The organism is Saccharopolyspora shandongensis, from assembly GCF_900106995.1.
Lineage (GTDB): Bacteria > Actinomycetota > Actinomycetes > Mycobacteriales > Pseudonocardiaceae > Saccharopolyspora > Saccharopolyspora shandongensis.
Window position 1 is genome coordinate 1 of the sequence record NZ_FNOK01000055.1, and the last position, 22,068, is coordinate 22,068.

Here is a 22,068-nt window from a genome sequence, read left to right on the forward strand (position 1 = left end):
CTCCGGTGGGTCGCGGACGGACTGCGCGCGCGGGCAGAGCAGAACAAGCTCCCCGGTGGCGCGCCGCCGGAGGCAGGAGCCGGGTCGTCGCTGGCTGAGGAAGACCAAGGACTGTTCGACGCGATCATGGCATCCTGGCCGTCCTCCGACGTGCCGAAGTACACGTTGGCTGGATTCCGCGACAGGTTCGCAGGGTTCGACAATGCGCTGGTCTTGCAGGCAAAAGCGTTGGGACTGGGACCCAACGATCAGCCCGGCGGGCGAGGCATGACCAATTACCCGCTCGCTTATCTGGGTAACGACCTGGTGGCGATGAGACGGGTCGAAATTGGGCTACGCCAGTCAGGACCCGGCGACGGTGCGCGGGCGCTGGTGTTCGCACCGGACACGCACAAGGGATTCATCCTGGAGGGGCGCGGCAACGACTTCCAGATTTCCCGCATGCACGACGGATCCCAGGCGCGACCTGGCGATCTGGTTGGTGCCGGGCCGCTGTTCGGGGTGGCCTACATGCCTGACGGCAGGCTGCTCTTCGGCCGTCAGGCCGCATTGACGGACCAGCAGGTTTCCCGGCTCGCCGAGGAATACGCGGATATTCCGCCGACCGTAGACGCGGACCCGCTGGCGATATTGAGCCTGACGATGATGGAGGATGTGCAGGCGGCCGTCGGGCACCTACCAGCTGACTCGGCCAAGCGATGGACGCTGGAGCCCACTCCGGTCGGCTCGGGGCCGGGTGCTTTCTCCCAGGTCCGAGACCTGCTCAGGCTGCGGGGTGAGGGCGCGACCGCGGTGCTGATAGACAAAGCCGGGCGCCAGGCTTTCGCGATGCGGCGCGTGGGTGACAGCGACGTCCACGTCTGGCGGTTCCACAGCGGCATGTCGTACGACATGACCGGCGCCAATGCTCCCATTGGCGCCGGCAACTCTGTAGCCGCCATCGCGATGGACGCGGACGGTTCGCCGCTTATCGGCGATCAGGATGTCGCCACGGTGAGTGAGGATCGGGCGGCGAGGTTCGAGGAGCTGCGGAGCGAGCTGCCGAAGCCTGCACAGTTCAGTTACGGCGACGCTCGCCGGTTCGTGCGGCCCGGCGCGGCCGAACTCGCTTTGGTGCTAGAGGACGAGATCCGCCAGGCGCGGATCGGTGAGCCGTCTCAGCTTGGCCAGAGCATGTGGACCGCGCCGGTCGTCATGGGCGGGACGTTGAACGGCGTCATCGAAGCGGTGCGTGCGGATAAAGGCGGCGCCGCGACCGCGATCGTGCTGGACGGCGAATCGCGTGAGGCCTACGTCGTGGCGCGCCAACCGGGCGGTGCCAATAACGTGGCGGTGTGGCGGGCCGACGGACACGAGGTCGATCGCGCCACGCTGGGTGATCTGGGCAGGATCTTGGTGGTCGGCAAGCGGTCTGACGGATCGGTCTTCCCGCCCAGCTTGCCGGGCCTGACCTGGGACAGCTGGCTGCAGGTGCGCGAAGCGGTCCAGCAGAAGGTCGACTGGCCCAGCGCGCTCGCCCAAGGCATCTCGTCCAACGACCTGACGTTCGCCGCGGCCAACCAGGTGCGCAAGGATCCGGCGCGGACGCCGTCCGAGGTGGTCCAGCGGATCGCCGGCGACCTGGGAATCGGCTCGCAGGACGGGGCCGCGTCCGGGGCGAAGTCGAGGGCGGTGCCGTCGCAGGCGTGGACCCCACAGCGGGTTGTCCGCGAAGCTAACGCCGCTGCGATGCCGGTGCGCGCCCTGCACGAGATCTCGGACCCGCTGGAGCGGGATCTGCTGCGGCTGGCGCAGGTGATCGTCGACAGCGTCCACCTTTTCACCAGACCGAACGAGCACCTGCGTGGCCCGCTGGCCTACCTTGTTGCTCAACAGCTCATCGTGCGTGGCATCGACGCGGCCAGCATCCTGGCCATTCGCAACACCTCGCAGGCGATCGGACGTCAGCTCGGGACCGCCCGGCCGGCGACCAAGCCGTTGTCATGGCCGGACACGAACTGGGGCCAGCTGTACAAGGTGAGCGAGCTGGAACTGCGTCGAGCCTTGCCGCGGGTGCAGGTGCGACCCGACAGCTCGGTGCCCGGCGCGTTTCTGGCCGAGGTGCTGAGCGAGGCAAGGCGCCTGGCCATGACTCCTGCCGAGCGATACCCCGGGCAGTCCGGAAAGGAGGCCGTTGACGGCGCCCTGGAACGACTGCGGGAGAGGCGGAAGCAACCAGAACTCCCCGGGAGCGAGTCTGCGCGACCGTCGTGGGTGAGCCCGATACCGAAGGCGACTGCGAAATATGCCGAGGCACCGGCAGCTCTCGACATTCTGCGCTGGGTAAGCGACTTCGAGCGGCTGAAGCAGGATGATCTGCGGTATTCCGAGGCGCTCAGCGCTGTCGTGTGGCTGCTGCATATCGATGCCGACAGGGGCCGGGTCGCGCGGGACGCCGAAAAGGTCGTCGCCGGCCTGGGCATGAGCAGTGACGGGACCCGTTCGTACACCATGCGCACGAGTTCGGGCGCGGAGGTGCAGACCGTCGAGGACATGACCACTCTGGCAGCGTCGATGGAGTTCTACGCGGCGGAAATGCAGGAGGCGCGACGGATCTTTGACGAGGTCGATATCCGTGGTGTCGACGACGGCGCCCCCTACCGCGACCTCCGCAGCTATGACGCGGAGTCTCGGGCCGCCATCGCTTTGATCGCCGACAGCGTAAAGAGGCGGCACAATCCGGATCTGGGGGCCAACGTTGGACCGCTGGGCGCGCATGCTCGGTATCCGCACCGGGAACCGGTGCTCCTGAGCCAGATCTCGGGGACGTTGCGTCCGGAATTGGCTCTCGAGCACCGGTTCCGTCCTGGGCTCGGCGGCGGTGCCACCACGCCAGAGAACGCGCCGGGCCGGGCCAATGTCCGGCAGACGGTGGACGACGTGTTGGACGAGCTTCGGTCGGCCATCGACACCGAGTTGGAGGCAGCGGAAGTCGCGTTGAGCGAGCTACCCGGTCGGGATGACTTGGTAGCGGATGCGATGGGGGTGCTGGCCGAGTTTGCCCCGTTGTTGAGCGACGAGCAGCGGGAGTGGTTGGCTCCGCTGGTTGCTGCGGACCTGATGGACCCAGAGACCGGCAACGAGACGACAGACCAGGTGAGGGCCTGGTTCGGTGCGGAGTCTGACCTGCGGGCGGACGACGTGTTGGCTGAGCTTCGGAAGGCCATCGACACCAACTTGGAGGCGGCGGAAGTCGCGTTGAGCGAGCTACCCGGTCGGGATGGCCTGGTAGCGGAGGCGATGGGGGTGCTGGCCGAGTCGGCCCCGTTGTTGAGGCCCGAGCAGCGGGAGTGGTTGGCTCCGCTGGTTGCTGCGGACCTGATGGACCCAGCGACCGGCAACGAGACGACGAGGCAGGCGAGTGCCTTGTTCGGCGCGGAGTCTGACCTGCGGGCGGCCTGGCCGGAGGAGCGGCTGAAGGCGGAGGCCGCGATCCAGAGCCCGACCGAGGAAGCGTTGCGTAGCGCGGACAAGCTGATCGCCGCGGCGTTCGACACGGGTGAGATCAGTGATGCCGACAAGCGTGACGAGGAGCTGGCCGGGGCTATCCGGACGATGATCGCCACCGCGACGAGCAGCGGGAGTTGGGCTGCCGGGTTGCAGGTGGCGGACGAGATCGCCGCGGACCGCGGCAGCATGGCGCTTGAGTGGACGCAGGACCGCCTCGATGTCGAGGGGTACGTGGCGTCGATGGCGCTGGACGAACTGGGCGACCCCGAGCACGTGGCACGGCTGCGGGAGCAGGCGCTGGATCTGGCGTTGTCGTCGATCAATCCGTTGCCGAAGATCAGTGGTTTCCGGCAGCTCAGCAGTTCACCGGTGGAGGCGGCTCGCGACGTTCTCGCGTGGCGGATGCACCAGGCGGGCGGGCCCAGCACGGCCAGTCTCGGCGAGGGCGAGGCTTTGGCCGCCCAGATCGGTAGCGGGCCGGGTCTGCGCTGGACGCCGCTGCATGTCGAGCTGGCGGCGGCCGGACTGCGCGCCGACCCCGAACAGTCCGCCCCCGCATTCGCGGCCGTCGTCACGAACAGCAGTTCCGTGCGCACACAGGTGCGCGGCTACGACGTGATGGACATCGCGCAGGTGACTGCGGCGATCACGGCAAGCAGCGGGAACACCATCGAAGAGGCTGTGGTCGCCGCAGCGTTGGTGCGGCGGCTCGGCATCGAGCCGCTGAGTCCGGACATGGTCGCCGCCCTCTACGCCGACGCTGGCGCGCCGCGAGGGCAGGTCATGCCCGACTCGGCGGCCACGTACTTCAGCAGCGTCGAATTCGCCCGCAACGGTTACGACCCCGAACAGATCGCCTGGCTGGTCAATCACCTCGAACACCAAGCCGAGGGTCGTCTCAGCCTGGACCAAATCGCCGACTACCTGGCCGCGGAAACGAGGACGGAGCCGTGGTCGGGCAAGAAATTCGATGCATTCCGCGAGCAGCCCCGTGGCGCGGTCGATCCGGCCGTGCGGGAGGCAGCGAATCAGCACAGCCCGGAGATGCTGGCCCGCCACCGGTATTCGCAGGACGACGTGGCCACGGCGCTGCAGAACGCCATCGACGCCAGCGCCGATGTAGTCGAACCGGAAGCGTTGTCCAGGCACGTCGCCCGCGCGCTCGGCACGGAGAAATGGACCTGGGAGAAGTTCGAGCAGGTGCGCGCCGCGGCGCCGTCAGAGGCCGATCTCGATCGTGAGCTGATCGGGATCGTCCAGTGGCATGTCGGAACCGCCGAAGTGTTCGGTGCCAAGTTCGGTGCCGACTTCGAGTTCACCGCTGTCGCCGCTGTCGTGCAGGCGGTCTGGGAGCAGGAAGGCCGCGAGGTGTCCATCGGGCGCATCGCGGAGAACATCTCCCGCGAGCTCCGGTTGGGCGGGGGGAACCGGCAGCAGTTCGACGAGCAACTGGCGGAGGCGCCGTCGCTGGCTTCGGTCAGTGCGGACACCGACGCGGAGGTGTTGCGGGCCGTCGATATGCAGCTGCTCCGCGAGGACGGCATCAACCTCGACGACATGGCACGGGTCGTTGAGCAGGTCCAGCTCAGGACCGAGTGGGACATTCGCTACGCGCCGATGATGGCGCTGGTGATGGGCGTCGAAGCGTGGACACGCACAGGCTTCGCCCGCGATCTCGCGCACGCGCCAGAGCTTGCTGACATTCCGCCGGACTTCCGGCCGTCGATCGCCGCGGAAGATCGGGAGTGGCTGCTTGAACAGGGCCTCGACCCGGACGACGTGATCCGGGTGGCCGACCGCATCGTCGAGAGGAGCGATAACAGCGTCAGCGCGGGGTTTGTGACGGACAACATCATCCGGTCCTTCAAGACCGCTGCGCCGCCGCCATCCTCATCCGCTGACGGTGAGCCTGGCCCGAATCGGCGTCTGTTCACCCGCCAGGTGCTCAGCGACGAAATCCACGCCAGCGGCGAGAGGCCTGCGGTCGAGGCCCGCACCGTGACTGCGGTGCAGGCATTGTTCGACTCGTACCTGCTCGAACTGCACGAGCTGGATCCGGAGGCGGTGGCCTCTGTCGTGAAGACGGAGGCGGCGGCCAACGACATGTCCGTGGTGCAGGCCGCCAGGTGGATCGCCAACGACAGCGGTCTCGTCCGTAGCTTCACCCCGTTGCACCGCCGGCATGTCACCGGCGCCCGGGTGGCGGAGGTCAAGGCGGAGGCCGACCGGTCCGCCGACCTGTTCGCGGAGATCGACGCTGACCTGCGAGAAATCGACCCCGTGTCGCTCGACAAGGCCGAAGACACGGCGGAAGCCAGCGCGCGTGCGATTCGGACGGCCTGGGACCGGGCTCAGCAGCGGCTGACCGACGCGTTGGCCAACCTGAACGTTGAGCGGGTCCGGCTCGCTGACCTGCGTGTGGAGATCGATCAGATCCCCGCGGGCACGCTGCCGCCACAGGACTCGGACGAGCGTCTTGCCCGGTCCGCGGCGGCGGTGGAGCGGGCGCAGCGACTCGTGCGGGAAGCCTCGGACGTTGTGTCCGCCACCCATCTCTCGTGGCAGGTGACCGACGCCGGGCTCGCACAGCTGCGAGAAGCCCGTGCCGAGCTCATCGACCAGAGCGAGACCGTCCGCGGCGAGGCCGAGAGCCTGGTGGACAGGGTCCGCGCCGGGTCCCAGGAGGCGAGCCGCGTCGAAGCCGACGCGCGCGAGGCCGCGCAGACCTACCGCGCCAAGATCGCCGAAGCCGCGCAGGCTATCGAGACACTCACCTCCCCTGGTCTCGACGGGGAGCAGCGACGGGAAGCCGAGTCGCTGCTCTCGCGGGACCTCGACGATATGACCGAGCGGGACAACCGGATCGCCGAAGCGGCTGACCAGTCGGAGCTCCTGCACGACGAGGCCAAGGCCCTCGGCTCGGAGTTGCGCGAGCAGCACGAGACGCTGAACGCGGCCATCGAGAGGTACCAGACCGTTGCCACCGCCACCGCGGCGATGGCCAAGCAGGCAGCCGAGCTCCAGTTGCTCGCCATGAGTTCAATGCTGACCATCGAGAGCCTTAAGGGCGTCTCGTCGCTGGTCGACGCGGTGGCTGAGTACAGCGGAGCGGACCGTGCGGCCATCGAGTCGCAGATCCGCGAGATGAGCTTGGTCGAGCTCGCCGAGGCATTCACCAACCGGGAGCTGCCGATCCGGACCGCCACGGGCGACCGGATCCTGGTCCCGGTGCAGGTCGAGCTGCACCAGCCGCCGGGTAGTGCCGTGCCGCCCACGCTGGCGCCCATCACGCTCGAGTCGAGCGGCACGGAGGACCGTGACGTCGACACTCAGGAGGCATCGGCCAGGGCGGTCTTGCGGATCCCGCTGGGGACGATCGAGCCGATCTCTGACTCCGACGCGTTCGTTCGTCCCCTGGTGTGGGTCGGACCGGCGGTGGACTCGCGCCATGACCTCGACTACACCGAAATCAACCTGGCCATGGAGGGCGACGGCGGCAGCCCGGCCATCGCGGCAACGATGGCCGTCCGGGTCGGGTCCGGCGCCGAGGGGCGGCGACCCGCGGTGGCGATCCTGGATGCGGGCCTGCGCGTGGCGCACATTACGCCGGTCAAAGCAGCCGAGGATGAGGACACCGTCGAGCTGACGCCGGAGGACATCGACCGCCTCGCCGGGAACGGCATCCGGCTGCCGAAGGAGATCACCGAGGCGATCACCGCCGGGGAGCAAGTTCGTGTTGTCGGCTTGACCGAGGCGATTCGGCGCGAGGAGCACAAGGTCGAGTTCAACACGTCTCAGCTCGAAGGCGTCGAGCTCGCCGCGGGTGGCGGCCTGGCCGCCGGCGAGATTCTGGGGCTCGTGACCGGACTAATGGGCGGGCTCAACGTGGAAGGCGGGTTCGGTACCCACAACGGCCCCTTCTCGATGGTCTACCTGGAGAACAAGCTGGCGGCGTTCTACGACCGGCTGGTCTACGAGGTGGGTGGCCACCGGGTAGCGGTGCCGGCGCACGTGGCCATCCGTGCCGGCTTGCCTGTTCCCCGCCATTTGACGCAGTCGAAGGACATCGAGGTACCGCCCGAGAGCCGCGCCCCCGCCTTCCTGGTGGCGCCGGAAGAAGTGAAGGAGGTGCCCGAGCCGAAGGTCCGCGAGTTCGCCGAGATGGTCTCCGGGAGATTTGCACTTAGCCCACAGGGCAAGGCCGCCTTGTGGGAAGCCCTTGGCGGGCACCCCGACGCCGGCCGGGGCGAGCTTGCCGCGGTGAAGGCCACCGAGGCGATGCGCAGTGCGACGGCCGGTGAGTTCGCGTTCACCTGGGCGGAGGCCGACGGCAGGGCACATCGGGTCGCGGTGCGCATCGAGACGGAGGTGCCCGACAGTTTCCAGCCGTCTTCCGACCGCTCGAGGACCTGGGAGGACAACCGTCTGAACCTGCGTGGCCGCTTGAGTTCTGTCAACCGGTTCTTGCGGTTCGTCTTCGGGCTCTTCTCGTTCCTGAGGGGCAAGCCGAGCTCCTGGAACATGCCGAGCGTGGGCGTCAGCGCCAGTTTCAACGCGCGGCGCGCCAACATGCAGGGCTGGGCGACTGAGGACGCACGTGGGTACGTCGCGACGAACCTCGTCGAAAGCTACGCGAACGTGCGGGTAGCGGGCGTACACACCTCCTGGCAGCTGCCGAACGTGGCACAGAGTTTGCTGGCCGGTGGCACGATGATCGGCTCGGACGTGCGTGACCGCCGGGCCGCGCCGACGGCCGCTGACGCGCAACTGGCGGGCCTCACGCCTGGTGACTCGCTGTATCCACATGAGACGGAGCGTGCGGAGCCCGGCGATGCGTCCGGTTCCCCGGACTCGCGGTCGTGGTCCAGGCCGAAGGCGTTCCGGAGGGTGCTGCGCAAGGACGAGTCCGGCACCAAGCTTGAGCCCGCGCCGCAAGCCGTGCCGTCGCCGCGACAGGGAGTGTTCAGCGAGCGCATCGAAAACGCGGTCCTGCTGGTGGTGCCGGAGAGCAAGCTCGCCTGGGCGACCAAGCCGTTGCCCGCCAGTGAGGTCGAGGAGCGGACGTATCTCGGGTCGCTGCCGGACGGTGTCACCTTCCGCAGGCTCGAACCCAAGAAGGTGGGGAACTTCGCGTACCCGCAGACGGTGCGGGTCAGCCCCGCCGACCGGGCTGCCGCGGAGCTGTCGGGTGCTCGCTCGCTGGTTCCCGCCGACGGTGGACGGCCGGATGCGCCCCAGCACAAGCCGCCACGGCTGTTCAAGACGTGGTCGAGTCCCGAGGGGCTGAAGACCTTCAACGAGGTCCTGCCCGACGGGACGACGACGGAGTACCGGTACGAAACACCTCCGCACAAGGGATCCGGCGACGCGGTGGGCCGACTGGTCGAAACGTTCGACAGCTACGGCGCTCATCGAGTGGACGCCGACCTCGCGCTCAGTGGCCGGGCACAGAAGGTGCCCGAGGTGGCGACCGGCGGCCTGTGGTCGCGGTTGCTCACCAAGAAAGTCCACACCAGCGAGTTCGGCAACTACCGGCTGCTGAGCACGCAGAGTGCCAAGAACTCCCCTGAGTTGTACCGCTATGCCAGCCAGTTGCCGCTGATGGTCAGGTCGCGTTCCCGGGGATACCAACTGGGCGTGCGGATCCTGCTGTCGGTGATCAGTGTTATGCCCGGCAGCGCTGGGCGAGTACTGGGCAACCTGCTGGGGCTGTACAACAGGGACCTCGGAAAGACCGTGCTGAAGGCTCCGGGCCCGTTGCAGGTACTCCCGTACTCCGGTCCCACGGCGGTCTTCGCCGTCGACCGGAAAACGACCTACGAGACGTCCAGCCGCGCGGTCAACTGGTTGATCAACAGCCGGCTGCCGGGTGGTCCGGCGATTTCGGTGGTGCCCAACGCCGCGGTGATCGTGATGCCGCTGGAGGACGCCATCAGCTTGTACGAGGCGGACGGCGAGGAGGTGCCGTCCGAGCTGTTCAAGGAGCTGGAGAAGCACCGGAAGAAGCAGGCGGATGCCCAGGAGACGGCAAAGGCGGAGCTCGAGCCTCATCGGGCTCGGATCAAGGAGTGGACCGACGCCGGTGTGACGGTCGCGACGATCGTGCGGCGGCTGCGTGACGATCACGACCTGTCGGAGTCGGTGTCGGAGTCGTCGGTTCGTCGTTGGATCGAGGCGTCCCCGGTACAAACCCTGCTGCCGGAGAACCCGGAAGACTACCGTTCGCACAACGGGACGATGGTGGAGTCGTCCGAAGTACACGGACGGCAGCCCCTTGCCGAGGTCGAGCGGGCACTCGATTTCCTGCAGGTGACCGATGCCGACTTCCGCGACAAGATCCTGCGGCCGATCGAGGAAGTGCTGGCCGAACCGGACGGGCATGTCACGTTGAGCGACGCCCTGGCGGGCAGGACGACGGAGCAGGGCGCGGTGCTGTCGATCGTCAATCCGGCGAGCAAGGGCTGGCGGCGGCTGTTCGGGTTCCACGAAGTGGTCAACGTGCGGATCTCCGCGGAAAGGTCGGACCACGAGGACGAGGCGCCGGTGCGGCGTTCCCCGGTGATGCCGACGTCGATGGCCTCCGTCGCCTTCTCGATCGTGCTCACGTCGCTGACCAAGGCGAGGACCCTGGTGTTCGGCGGCGGTCCCCAGGTCGGCGGCGCGCACGCCGAACCGCGTCCCGGCGGGGGGGCGGACACGTTCGGCGGGGCCAGCACCGGACTCGTGGCGGTCCGCGAAAAGACGAAGGTGACCATCCTGGACGGCAGCGCCAAGGAGGAGCGCGGCGTCAGCACCACGCAAAAGCTCGTCGCGCGCACCGACGTGAAGGTGAAGTACACGCTGGAGTTCTCGCGGCACGAAAAGCCCAGCTTCTTGCTCAAGGCGATCACGCTGGGGCATGCGGTCGACAAGGACGTGCTGCCGCCGCGGGACGGTCGGCCGCAGGGTCCGGCGAAGCTGCGGAAGAAGTCGCCGCCGCCGGAGGAAGGCGGCAGCGCCCCGGTGTCGGTGCCGGCGACCGTGCTCGGGAAGGTGGGGCTGATTTCGCCGCAAGCCGGGTTCGCTCCGGCGCTGCAGCGCCCGGCACAGGGGCCCTCAGTGACCGTCCACGCCACGCTGCCGGACGGGGCGAGCCCTGTCTTGGAGGTCGGCGACGGCCTCTACAGCCTGGCCATCGGCGAGTACACCTCCAAAGCGTTCGAGTCGGTGTTGAAGGCGCAGCTGGGAAATGCTCCGCTGCCGCCGGGCGCGTTCGTAGCGGACCTGGTCAACAATGCTCCGCTGCGGCCGGGCGCGGTCACGGCAACGGACCTGGAGAACGCGGCGGCCAAGGAATCGCGCTACACCGAGGAAGGCAGTGCCGGCCGGCTCGTGCTGGACATGCTCTCGCGCGGCAGCACGGTACGCGGCGGTATGCACGCCATGGCTCACAGCAAGGACCGCTACGGGGCCGAGAAGGTTGTGGTGCGACGGGGGTTGTTCCGCAAGAGCCGGATGGACGTCAGTGTCCACGCCAAACCCATTCCTGCCGAGTTCACGCTGCTGAAGAAGGTGCCGCCGGAGGCGGGCGCGACGCTGGGCACGATCGACCAGCTCAGCAAACGGTTCGGCGAGTCCGCGGCCACGGCGGTGGGCGCGGCGGCGGGTTTGCGCGGCGAGGGAATGGGCGTCCGTTCGGAGGGTGAGGGTGCCGTCAACCCGAATGCCCGGGTTATCCCGGAGGGCAACGTGCTCGCCGAGCACGACACGCATTTCGTGTCTGATCGGGGGGCGACGAACTGGGGTAAGCGGAACGTCTACAACGACGAGAAGTACATATTCCGCGGTAGCTGGCAGTACTTCCTGTCGGTGAAGACCCGCCACCAGCGCAGTGTGACGCAGGTGGACGCGCACGACGACAGCATCGTCATGGCGACCGGTGATCTCGCACTGCGCCTCGGCATGACCGACCTGGGCCAGCTGTGGCAGCAGGAATCCGTCGTGGTGCCTGAGGGGGTCGTGGTCGGCAGCACTCCCGGGCGAACCGGAGCGTTCATGCATGGCAAGGGCCAGCGGTACGAGCCGGCGCGGCCCGAGTTGCCTCAGGACGACCTGACCAGGGGCCGCAACCTGGACATCGGGCCCGGTGTGACCATGAACCAGGTGGTCGGCTACGTTGCCGGGCTGCCGGCGGCCTTGCGGCCTGCCACGTACACCTTCGCCCAGGACGTCGTTTTCACCGAGCCGCAACTGCGCGATGTGCTGACCATCGCCATCCAGCTCGACTGGCGCGGGCAGCAGGTGCGCAAGCTACTCGACACGATCTACCCCGGCGACAAGGTCGGCAAACACACGCAGCAGGAACGCGCCCACGCGATCGCCATGCGCGAGATTCCCCTTTACTCGGAGCAAGCGAGGCACTTCGGCCGCCGTCTGTACAACGATCTGCACGACGTCATCGTCTTCGACCTGGTGACCCGGGGCGAGAGCGCGGCGCTCGATCGCGCCAGGAACATCCGCCGGGATCTGGGCCTGCCGGCGGCATCCATCCCCAGCACCAGCCGCCCGGACGCCATCGAACCGGCGCCACCGCTGCCCACCCCGCGGGTGACGGAGGTCTCCGGTAAACGGGAGCTGGAACGCGGCCGGGAGGGTTCGGCGCTGCATGCCTCGCGTGTGCTTCGTTCGCTGGTTGCGGATCGGGCGGGCGTGGAGGAAGACGCTGTTACTGATGAGCAGGTCGGCGAGTTCGTCAGGTCCCAGCCGGGCCCGGATGAGGTCGGCCCCCTGCTGGACCGGATCCAGACCGCCCGCGACCTGCTCAGCGAGGTCAGCGAGGTCAGCGCCGTCGACCAGTTGGAGAGCCGACGTAGGCATTACGTCGCCGCTATCGGCGAGATCAGCACGCTGCTGGGCAACGGCGAGCTGAACCGCGGGGCCGTCGTCGGGATCGCCAGGGAGATCGCGCGTGGGCTGGGGACACTCCGGGCTGACCCGAGGTCCGCGTCTGATCAGCCGTTTGCCGTTGACCGCGGAGCCGGGCAGGAGCCGTTGACGAGTGAAGACGATATCTACGCTGCCGCGGGGGATCTGAGGCATCTGAGGCCGGATTACAACGACCTGAAGGACGCGCAGCGAATCGTCAGCGAAACCAACCTGTTTGACACCCCGGTTAACCCTGATGTTGTCGATCTCGACGGTGAAATCGGCTGGGGTTTCCCGTTCAACACGGTGTCTCGCCTCGTTGCCGAGCAGCGCGCGAACCTCCCTCGTGGGTGGAATGAGCCTCGTCTGAAGCGGTTCGCCGCTGAACTCGGACGCGTTCTGCGCACTGAGAATCCGGGGTGGGTGGTGCGTAGGGAGCTGGAGAAGCTGAGGGGCGGCGCCGGCCCCGGCGACGCGGCTCATCAGCCCTCCGTCCCCGTGATGCCCGTGATGGCGGGTGCGGCGTTGGAGGCGCAGCTGGCCCGGGTCAGCTCTGACGAGGACGCATGGCTGGCGCGGCTCCCCGCGGCCGAGAGGTGGCCGTATTTCAACGGGCTGGGTATCGCGAGCCGTCTGATCAACAAGAAGAATTTCGGGTACATCAGCCCGGCGGCGGCGGCTTTCCGCGAGGAGTACCCCGGGGACTGGGGCAATCTTGTGGAGATTGCCAAGCGAGCGCACGCGGGCTCGCAGCCGGTGCTGGCGTTGTTGAGGAGGACGCCTGAGCTGGCTGGGCTGGTGCATAAAGACTCATCACGGGTTTCTTTTCGTGGGTTGGTGCCTGTGTTGACGCATGTCGTGCGGGAGGGGTACCAGCGGGCGGCGAACGAGCCGGGTGATCGGGGTGGGCAGGAGCGTGTTCTTGCTTGGGATGCGCTGCCGGCCATTACGGTCGCTGGGCTGGAGGATGCGGCGAATCTTCTTGTTCGTGAGACTGATAGCGATCGCTGGGATGTGCTGGACGCGGCTCACCCGCTGACCGAGCGCGGTCGGGAGTGGAACGCTGAGTGGCTGAAACGTGGCCAAACCGCGGCGAAGGCCTTCTGGGCGAAAACGTCGGATTCTGAGACATCGAAGATTTTGAAGAGGCTGCCTCCGGCGAAGCGGGACGCGGTCGAGGTCATCACTGCTCATGTGCTGGCGGGCAACCCGTTGGCTTTGTTGATGCTGGCGAAGACCGGGGCGTTCCGCGACGCCGACTCCTGGGGGCCTGTGCCCGAAAGGTGGTCCACTTCATCAACTGCTGTCGATGTGATGAAGGTCTTCGCGACCTTGGTGTCTGCTGGGCCTGTGGTGTCCGGGCAAGAGGTTTCCCGGGGCGCAGCGGCCGAACAGCGGGATGTGGTGCCGTTGAGCGCCGAGTGGCTGGTTCGTGCGGTGGATCAGCTTCGCACGGCCGAGCGAGACATATCGGTACAGAAATGGCTGGATCGCGCCGAGCAGCTGCGGACGGCGAAGGAATTGGTGTGGGCCGCGTACGGCGAGTTGAGCGATGACGACCTTGGTGCTCTGAATGCGTTGGACCCGGTGGTTCAGCGTGCGGTCAACAGGCTCGTCGCAGAGGCATTGGCGGGTGTGCCGGAAGCGCTGCAGATCGTGTGGGCTGCGCCGCGGCTTGAGGAACTTGGCTGGGACCCCAATGTGGAGTCCGATGGCGTCGCCGTTGCTTTGTCGGCGCTGGAAGTCGTTGCTCGGAACTCGTCGGCCTCGCCGGAAAGCGCGTCCCCGGCGTCGATGGTGTTGCCGGTGCGGTCGCAGGGTGCTGTGCCGGTGGGTGACGGGCGGGTCGGCGCGCGGGACAGCGACGGTGATGGTGGCGCGCCGCAAGTGCTGCGTGACGCGCCGAGGCGAAGCCTGAGGTGGGCCGGAGATGAACCGGGGGAAAGCTCCACCGGTCCTGTCCGGGACGACGTCCCGACGTTCTCTGACGACGACGTCTCCGAGGGCTTCGGGGGCTTCGGGGACGGCTCCGAGTTTTCCGGCGACTCGGGGGATGTGCCGGGTGATAAGGGCAACGAGGTTGTCGGGCGGCCGGGGGTTGCTGCGGAGCAGGGTCCGGGTTCCGGGCGCGGGGAGTCGACGGCCGGTGCGGGACAAGAACTTGAAGGCGACAGCGACCGTGGTGACAGGTTGCTGGGTGCTGGGGTTGGTGATTCTGCGTCGCTGGACAGCCAGCCCGAGTCGGTCGTGCGGCGGTTGGAGTTGACGACGCCTGGTGGGTTGGAGTCCCTGGCGCGTGACCTTGAGCTGCGTGAGGCGGAGCTGCGGTCGTCGTCGCTGCGGGAGGACGTGGCGAACGACCAGCGCCTTAACCGCGTGAGGATGGGGATGGGCGGGTCTTGGCGGGCAGCCGTGGACAGGGGGCTGGTCCCGGCCGCTTTGAGCGAGGTGTCGGAGAAGGAGAAGGTTCTCATTCTCAGGACGGTGGCGAAGCATATCGTGGCGAAGACGCCGTTGGCGGTGCAGGCGGTCGGGACATCGGAGCTGGCGGGCCTGGTTAACGACGAGGGTGAGAGCCGGATTCCGCTGGCGGGGTGGCTGGCGGTGCTGGCGCACGTGGCTGAGGGGTCAGGGAATGTTGTTGCCGGTGGTGCCGGGACGCCGGATGGGCCGTTGACGTTCGAGCAGTTGGAGAAGGTTGCGGGGGAGCTTGGTGATGCGGCTGAGGTGGAGCGTTGGGCTTTGCCGCCGACGGGCGAAGTACACGACGAGAAGCGGGAAGATGCGGCATGGCATCTGGCCAAAGCCAAGCTTGCGGTGTTTGAGGCGTCCGGTAACCCACAGGTGCGGGAGTCATTGGGGCGGCTGCAGTCGCGCGAGCAGGAGGTTGTGAAGACGTTCGTCGCGCATGTGCTGGCGATGAAACCGGTGGCGTTGCGGGTGATGGCGAAGACCGAGGCGTTCCGCGCCAGCGGGTCGTGGGGCAACACCGACGGATGGGCCACCGACCTGGGGGATTTCAAAAAATCCAGGGATTTTGCCGCAACCTTGCTGGACCTGGTCGCCGGGGCTCTCCCGCAGGGGGCGGTTCCGGGTGGATTGTCGCAGATGCCGCAGCCGGGATCCGCCGAAGGTCAGAAGGCTGCGGGTTCCTTGCCTGCGGGATTGCGGGAGGTGGTCAGCGCTCTGGACCAGGACGAGCTGCGCCACTTGCAGTCGGCTTTGAGGACGGGGAGGTCGGCGTCCGATCGGCGGTCGGCTGGGTCCGAGCGGCGGTCGGGTTTGGCCGAGGCGAAGCGGAAGGTGGCCGGGGCCTATGACCGGCTGAGCCGGGAGAACCCTCAGGTCTGGGGCGGCCTGGACGCGGTGGTTCAGAGCGCGATCATCAGGTTCGTCGTCGAGGCATCGGTGAGTGGCTCGTTGGCGCAGAAGATTGCGCTGCGAACGGGCTTCGCCGCCGCCGGTGACGTTGAGTCGTTGTTGGGGGCTGTTGTTTCGGGGGGTATGGATTGGACGTCGCTGGCGGCGGCCGCAGAGGAGCTCGCGCCGGAAAGCGGCGGGCGGTCGGTGACGAGTGGGGTTTCTAGGAAGGGGCGTAAGCGGCAGCGTGCTGCTGTGGAGCAGGCCGGTCCTCAGGTGGGTTCTCCGGCGAAGCGGCAGCGCGGTGATGAGGCGGCGGGGGATTCGTGGGTGGGGGGTGTGTGGGACAGGGCGCGGGTGCTGTCGGCGGTGTCGGTGCTGGAGCCGCCGGACAGTGGTGAGGCGTGGAGTGGGATTTGGGGCGAGTTGGGTCCGCCGGGCGGGTTGGACGCCTCTCGGGCTTTGGCGGGTGAGGATGGGGAGGTCTTTGAGGGTGTGGCGCGGGTGGTGTGGCTTCGGGCTAATCGGGGCGAGGTCGCTGAGGTGGTGTTCAACGAGATCCTGGCTGGTTTGAGGGCTGAGCAGCCGACCGCGGGGGCATCGTCACAGGCGCTGGAAGCGGGATCGTCACAGATGCAGGAACAGGCGCTGGACGGCGCGTCCGGGTTGCCGCTGGACGACACATTGGTTTCGGGGGCACGGCGCGGGCTGTTGCCGGATTGGCTTACCCCAGCCGAGTACGACGCTGCGGCGCGGGTCCTGGAGATGGATGACGAAGAGCGCGTCGCCGTGGTCGACGAGGTCGTGAGTCAGTGGGAACTGGCCGGCCAAGAAATGACGGTTTCCGCTCAGGGGCAGGAAGCCGAGTCCAATGCCGCCGACGACGGTAGTGCGGTCACCGGCATTTCGCCGCTCTCTGGCCTTGAAGGCGACAGCGACGGTGGTGGCGGGTTGCCGGGTGGTGAGTTTGGTGATTCTGCGTTGCTGGACCGCCAGCCCGAGTCGGTCGGCGGGCCGTTTGGTGCCGGGTCAAGCGACGCGGGTGATAAGGGCAACGAGGTTGTCGGGCGGTCGCGGGTTGCTGCGGAGCAGGGTCAGGCTACAGCGGATGTTCGGCCGTTGGAGTTGACGCCTGGTGGGTTGAATTCCCTGGCGCGTGACCTTGAGCGGATCGAGGCGAGGCTGGAGTCGCCGTCGCTGTCGGAGAAGGATTTGGAGAACGCCCAGAGGCTGGGCGAGCTGAATAGTGGCCCGTTTTGGAATTCAGCCGTGTGGAGGGGGCTGCTGCCGGTGTTCCCGGCCGGTTCGGGTCCGTTCACTCTCCATGTCAAGACGATTTTCCGGCATATCGCGGCGAAGACGCCGTTGGCCGTGGAGGTGGTCAAGGGGACACCTGAGCTGGCGGGCTTGCTTCACGGGGATGTGAGCCGGATTCCGCCGGCGGGGTGGCCGGCGGTGCTGGTGCACGTGGCTTGGGGGTCGGGGAATGTTGCCGGGACGCCGGTTGGGCCGGTTGAGCGGTTGACGTTCGAGGGGTTGGAGGGGGTGGCGCGGAAGCTTGGTGATGAGGCTGAGGTGGCGCGTTGGGCTTTGCCGCCGACGGACGGAGTGCCCGACGAGAAGTTCGAGAAGTCGCGGGAGCTTACGGCGGAGTTTCTGGTCAGAGCCAAACATGCTGTGCGTGCGGCGTTCCTGGAGAACCTTGTGAGTCCAGATGCACGGGGTCTCTTGCAGCAGCTTCTCAAGAAACAGCCGGGCAAGTGGGAAGCTGTGAAGACGTTCGTGGCGCATGTGCTGGCGTTGAATCCGTTTGCGTTGCGGGTGATGGGGAAGACCGAGGCGTTCCGCGACGCCGAGTCGTGGGGCGACACCGACGGCTGGACCGACACGCGCGCAGCCGACCCACCCAGGGAAGTTGCGGCAACCTTGCTGAATCTGGTCGCCAGGTTGGTTCCTGAACAGCCGGGATCCGCCGAAAGTCAGGAGGATGCGGATCCCATCATGCCTGCGGGATTGCGGGCGGTGGTCAGCGCTATGGACCGGGCCGAGCTGGACCTCTCGAACAGACAATTGCAAAAGCGGCGGTCGGTTCTGGTCGAGGCGAAGCGGAAGGTGGCCAGGGCTTATGACGAGCTGAGCGGGGGGGACAGTCAGGTCCCGCGCCTGGACCCGGTGGTTCAGAGCGCGATCAACAGGTTCGTCGCCGAGGCATCGGTGACTGGTTCGATGGCGCAGAAGCTGGTGTTGCAAACAGAAGAGCTTCGTGGCTCCGCCGGTGACGTCAAGGCGTTGTTGAAGGCTGTTTCGAGGGGTATGGATTGGAGGCCGCTGGCGGCGGCCACGGAGGAGCACGATGCGGCGCCGGAAGGCGGCGGGCGGTCGGTGGCGAGTGGGGTGTCTGGGGATCGGACCAAGCGGCCGGCGTCTGTGGAGCAGGTGGGTTCTCCGGCGAAGCGTCAGCGGGGTGATGACGGTGCGGGGTCTGGTTTTGGTGCGGGGTTTGGTGGGTTGGTGTGGTCGCCGGAGCGTGTGGTGGCCTTGGTGGCTGGGTTGGATGCGGTGGAGGAGGGTACGGCTGACGCTGTGGTGTTGGCGCATGGGCGGGTGGACGCGGAGGTGGAGGGTGTTTTTGCCCGTCTGCCCGGGAATGTTCGGCAGGCGGTGGATCGGTTTGTGGGTTATGTGTTGGAGGGTCGGCGGTTTGCGTTGCGGGTGGTGGAGCAGACGCCGCAGTTGCGGGGGGCTGCTGGTTCTGCCGAGTCGTTGTTGGGGGCTGTGGCGGCGGGTTTGGCGTGGGAGGCGTTGGAGGGTGGGTCTGCGGCATGGGACGGGTTCGCGGGGGCGTTGACTGGTCGGGGGGCGTCGTTTGATGGCGGGGTAATGCCGGGGTCGTTGGAGGTGGTTCCGCCGCAGCAGGATGTACGGGGGGTGCTGGATGCGACGGTGATGCATGCGTTTACGGAGGGTCGGGTTGCGGCTGAGGCGCTGGTGGTGGGGTGGCCGAAGGACGGTTTGAGAGGTGGTGCGGGAATTCGGGCGTGGCACGTGCCGGCGATGGGGCAATTGCCAGCTGGTCTGAGTGATGCGGATTTCCGGTACTCGGTGGTCGTGGTCGATAATCAAGGGCAGAAGCTTGATCTGGTGGTCGATGACGAGGTAGCGCCGCCGGGGCAGTTGCACATGCCGGAGGCTGCGCCTGCCGATCCGAACATCGCAGCCGCGCGTGGTGTCCTCGACAAGTTCGCTGACATGAACCAGTTGGAGGAGAGTCGGCCTCTGCATTATGCCGCTGCGGTCGACGCGATTAGCCAGCTGTTGAGGAATGGCGAGTTCAGTGACGCATATATCGACGACGATGCTCGGTTGATCGCGCGTGGGCTTGGAGTGCTTCGTCCTGCGCTGGTGACGTTTGCGCCGCCTGCGGTGGTTCTTGGAGACGGTCAGGCCCGGTTGACGAGTGCAGACGACATCTACGCGGTCGCAGCGGATCTGAGTCCGGATTACAACGCCCTGACGATCGCGTGGCGAATCGTCGACAAGACCAATCTCTTTGACCCGTCGGTTGATCTCGGGAGCACGGTTGGCGGTGGCGTGGGATCTCAGTACGACGCCGTTTCCCGTCTCGTTGCCCATCAATACGCGACGAATCCTGGCTTGAGGTGGAACGAGAAGAATCTGGAGGAGTTCGCGGTTGGTCTTGGCCTCATTCTGGGCACGGTCAATCCGGCGTGGGTGGTGCAGTTCGAGGGGTTGGGCGGTAGCGGCCCTGGTCAGGCCGATCCGGATCCGGATCCGCTAGCGGCGCCGGTGCAGTACGACCCGTATGAACTTCGGGCCTGGAAAGAGCAGCAGCGACGTGAGCAGCTGCCCGGGGGTAGGAACGATCCGGCCGGGGCCGGCCCGTTTTCCCAGCCACCGGCACCGGCACGCGCGCCGGAGGATGTGACGCCGGCCGAGTTGTCGGTGTCGGAGGTCATGGACGCGCAACCGATGCCGGTGGCGGGTGATCCGCGTCTTCCGTGGCGGCCTGCCACCGAGGGGCCGGCGACTCAGAACATGGTGCCGTCGGCGGTTGATCTGGAACTCGTTGACCATCTCCAGGGTGGCAAGGACCGGCGTCCGGATTACGAGAGTGCACGTCGGGCGCTTGAGGAGCGGGTGGAGCGGCTGGAGGAGCTCGCCGCCAGCCCCACGACCAGCCCCACGACGGCCGCCCAGCTCAATCGGGCGCGTGAGGACCTGGGCATTTTCGACACGCTCAAGGACCGGTCTGACTGGGCCGCGCTTGATCCTGGCCACGTGGCGGCCATGGTGACGGCCGAGCGGCGCGGCCGTATGTACCTGGAGCGGGACACGGCCAGGCTGCGCGAGCGGCTGCAATCCGAAGAGTGGGCCAAGGGCTATCCGGTCCAGGACGAGGCGCAATATCAGCGGCTGCTTGATCGGGTTTACGAGTACGTCGGCAACGAGATGGTGCCGGCGGTCAACCGGAAGGCCACACAATGGCTCCCCTCGGTCGGACGCACGGCGATGGACCACATCCTTGCCACGGGAACGCTGCAAGGCATGTGGGAGACAGGTGGGACGGCAGGCGTAACCGGATTCGCCAGCCGTGGTGCGTATGACGAGATGTTGGGTCATGCGGCGGCGGTCGGGCGGCAGGCCGGACAGTTCCAGAACCCGAACGACCCCAACAACCGCTTCCAGCCGGCCAGACCTGAGCTACTGCCGCTCTACGCTTCCCACGTAGACCCGCGGTTCGAGCCCTCCGGAACGGACCTGAGCTACGGTCATGTCGCTTTCTTCCTCAATCCCGAAGTTGGTGGCAGGGCCACGTTCACCCCGAACACCAGCGTCAGCAGCCAGCCGTCCGCCAGCGCGAGGGCGGTCACCGGTCCCAGCGGTATTCCGACGATCCTGGCGTACACCAAGGCGCCCCGCTTGCGGTTGCTGGCCGGCTTGGCCACCAACTTCGAGCACGACCCCGAGCTGGCGCTGTCGCTGGCGGACCGAGCGCCCAAGGTGCCTTACATCGAGCGGCAGATCCTGGGCCGAGTGACTTTGGCCGACGTGGATCGGGTCGTGATCAACTTCGGCAACGGGCGGGACGGCGCACCAACGCTTGTCACGGCCAGAGACCTCGCGTCGGCCCTCGTGGACCGAGCTCGCAGGGACGGGCACAACCTCACCGTCGAGCTGCACCCCGCCGGGAAACCCGCGCCAGCCATGCGGTCTGCCACCGGGTACCCGGCAGTCGTCCGGCTGGGGAAGGAGCTGGAACCCGGCCGGGAGTACTCGGTCGACCGGCTGCGCGCCCTGCGTGTGCTTCGTTCGCTGGTTGCGGATCGGGTAGCCGTGGACGAAGACGCCGTTACTGCTGAGCAGGTCCGTGAATTCGTCAGGTCCCAGCCGGGCCCGGACGATGTCGGCACCCTGCTGTACCGGATCCAGACCGCCCGCGAGCTGCTCAGCGAGGTCAGCGACGTCGACCAGCTGGAGAACCGCCGTAGGGATTACACCGCCGCGCTCGCCGAGATCAGCACGCTGCTGGGCAACCGCGAGCTGAATCGCGATGCCGTCCTCGAGGTCGCCAGGGGGATCGCGCGTGGGCTGGGCGCACTCCGGGCCGAGCCGAGGACCGCGTCTGACCAGCCGCTTGCCGTTGACCGCGGAGACGGTCAGAAGCCGCTGAACCTGAGGGGCGGCGCCGGTCTCAGGGAGCGCCGAGGGCTGCGCGGCCTCATGAGGCGGCTGATGAACGTGCAGGAGGACGCTGGCCCGTCCACCCAGCCTCCGCCGCGGCACACCGCACCCGAACCGTCGCAACGGCCCGAGGCCGGCCCGTCCACTCAGACCGAGGGCATGCGGATCGCCCACGAGGTGGTGATCGATCCCGCGAATCCACCCGCGGTGCTGTCCCGGGATGTGCTGGTTACGCGCATCGATGGCGGGCAGTTGGTGGCTGAGGATTTCGAAGCGGCGACGGGTGGGTCTCTGGAGCTGCGGCTGCTCGGCGGTGATCCCCGTGAGGCGAGGGCGCGTCTGCGTGCGGCGGCCGTTGTTGCGGATCTTGCCGGGGTCGTGGTGGCGACGGCTCCCGTCGCCGGGCAGGCGTGGGTGCTGACCCGGAAGCAGGTGGTGCGTGAGGAATTCGGGCCGGAGTTCTTGCGGAGCGGGGTCGACTACTACGCCCACGCGGTCGACAGCGCGGGCAGCACGATCGACCTCGACCTGGACCAGCTGTCGCGCATGGCGCAGGAGAAATACGCTCCGCTGACCTGGACGTTGGAGGGAATGCGTCAAGCGGCAATACGC

The 22,068-nt window shown here is 67.4% G+C and carries 1 protein-coding gene (only partly in view); it reads left to right on the forward strand.

Going from position 1 to position 22,068, the window contains the following annotated elements:
* Positions 1–126 precede the first annotated feature (126 nt).
* A protein-coding gene (locus BLW84_RS37065; RefSeq protein WP_143061230.1) for a hypothetical protein crosses the window boundary here: on the forward strand, positions 127–22,068 show its 5' portion. Its footprint extends 30,303 nt past the window's final position; 21,942 of the gene's 52,245 nt are visible here — the first part of the coding sequence; its start codon is at positions 127–129; its stop codon lies beyond the right edge, outside the window.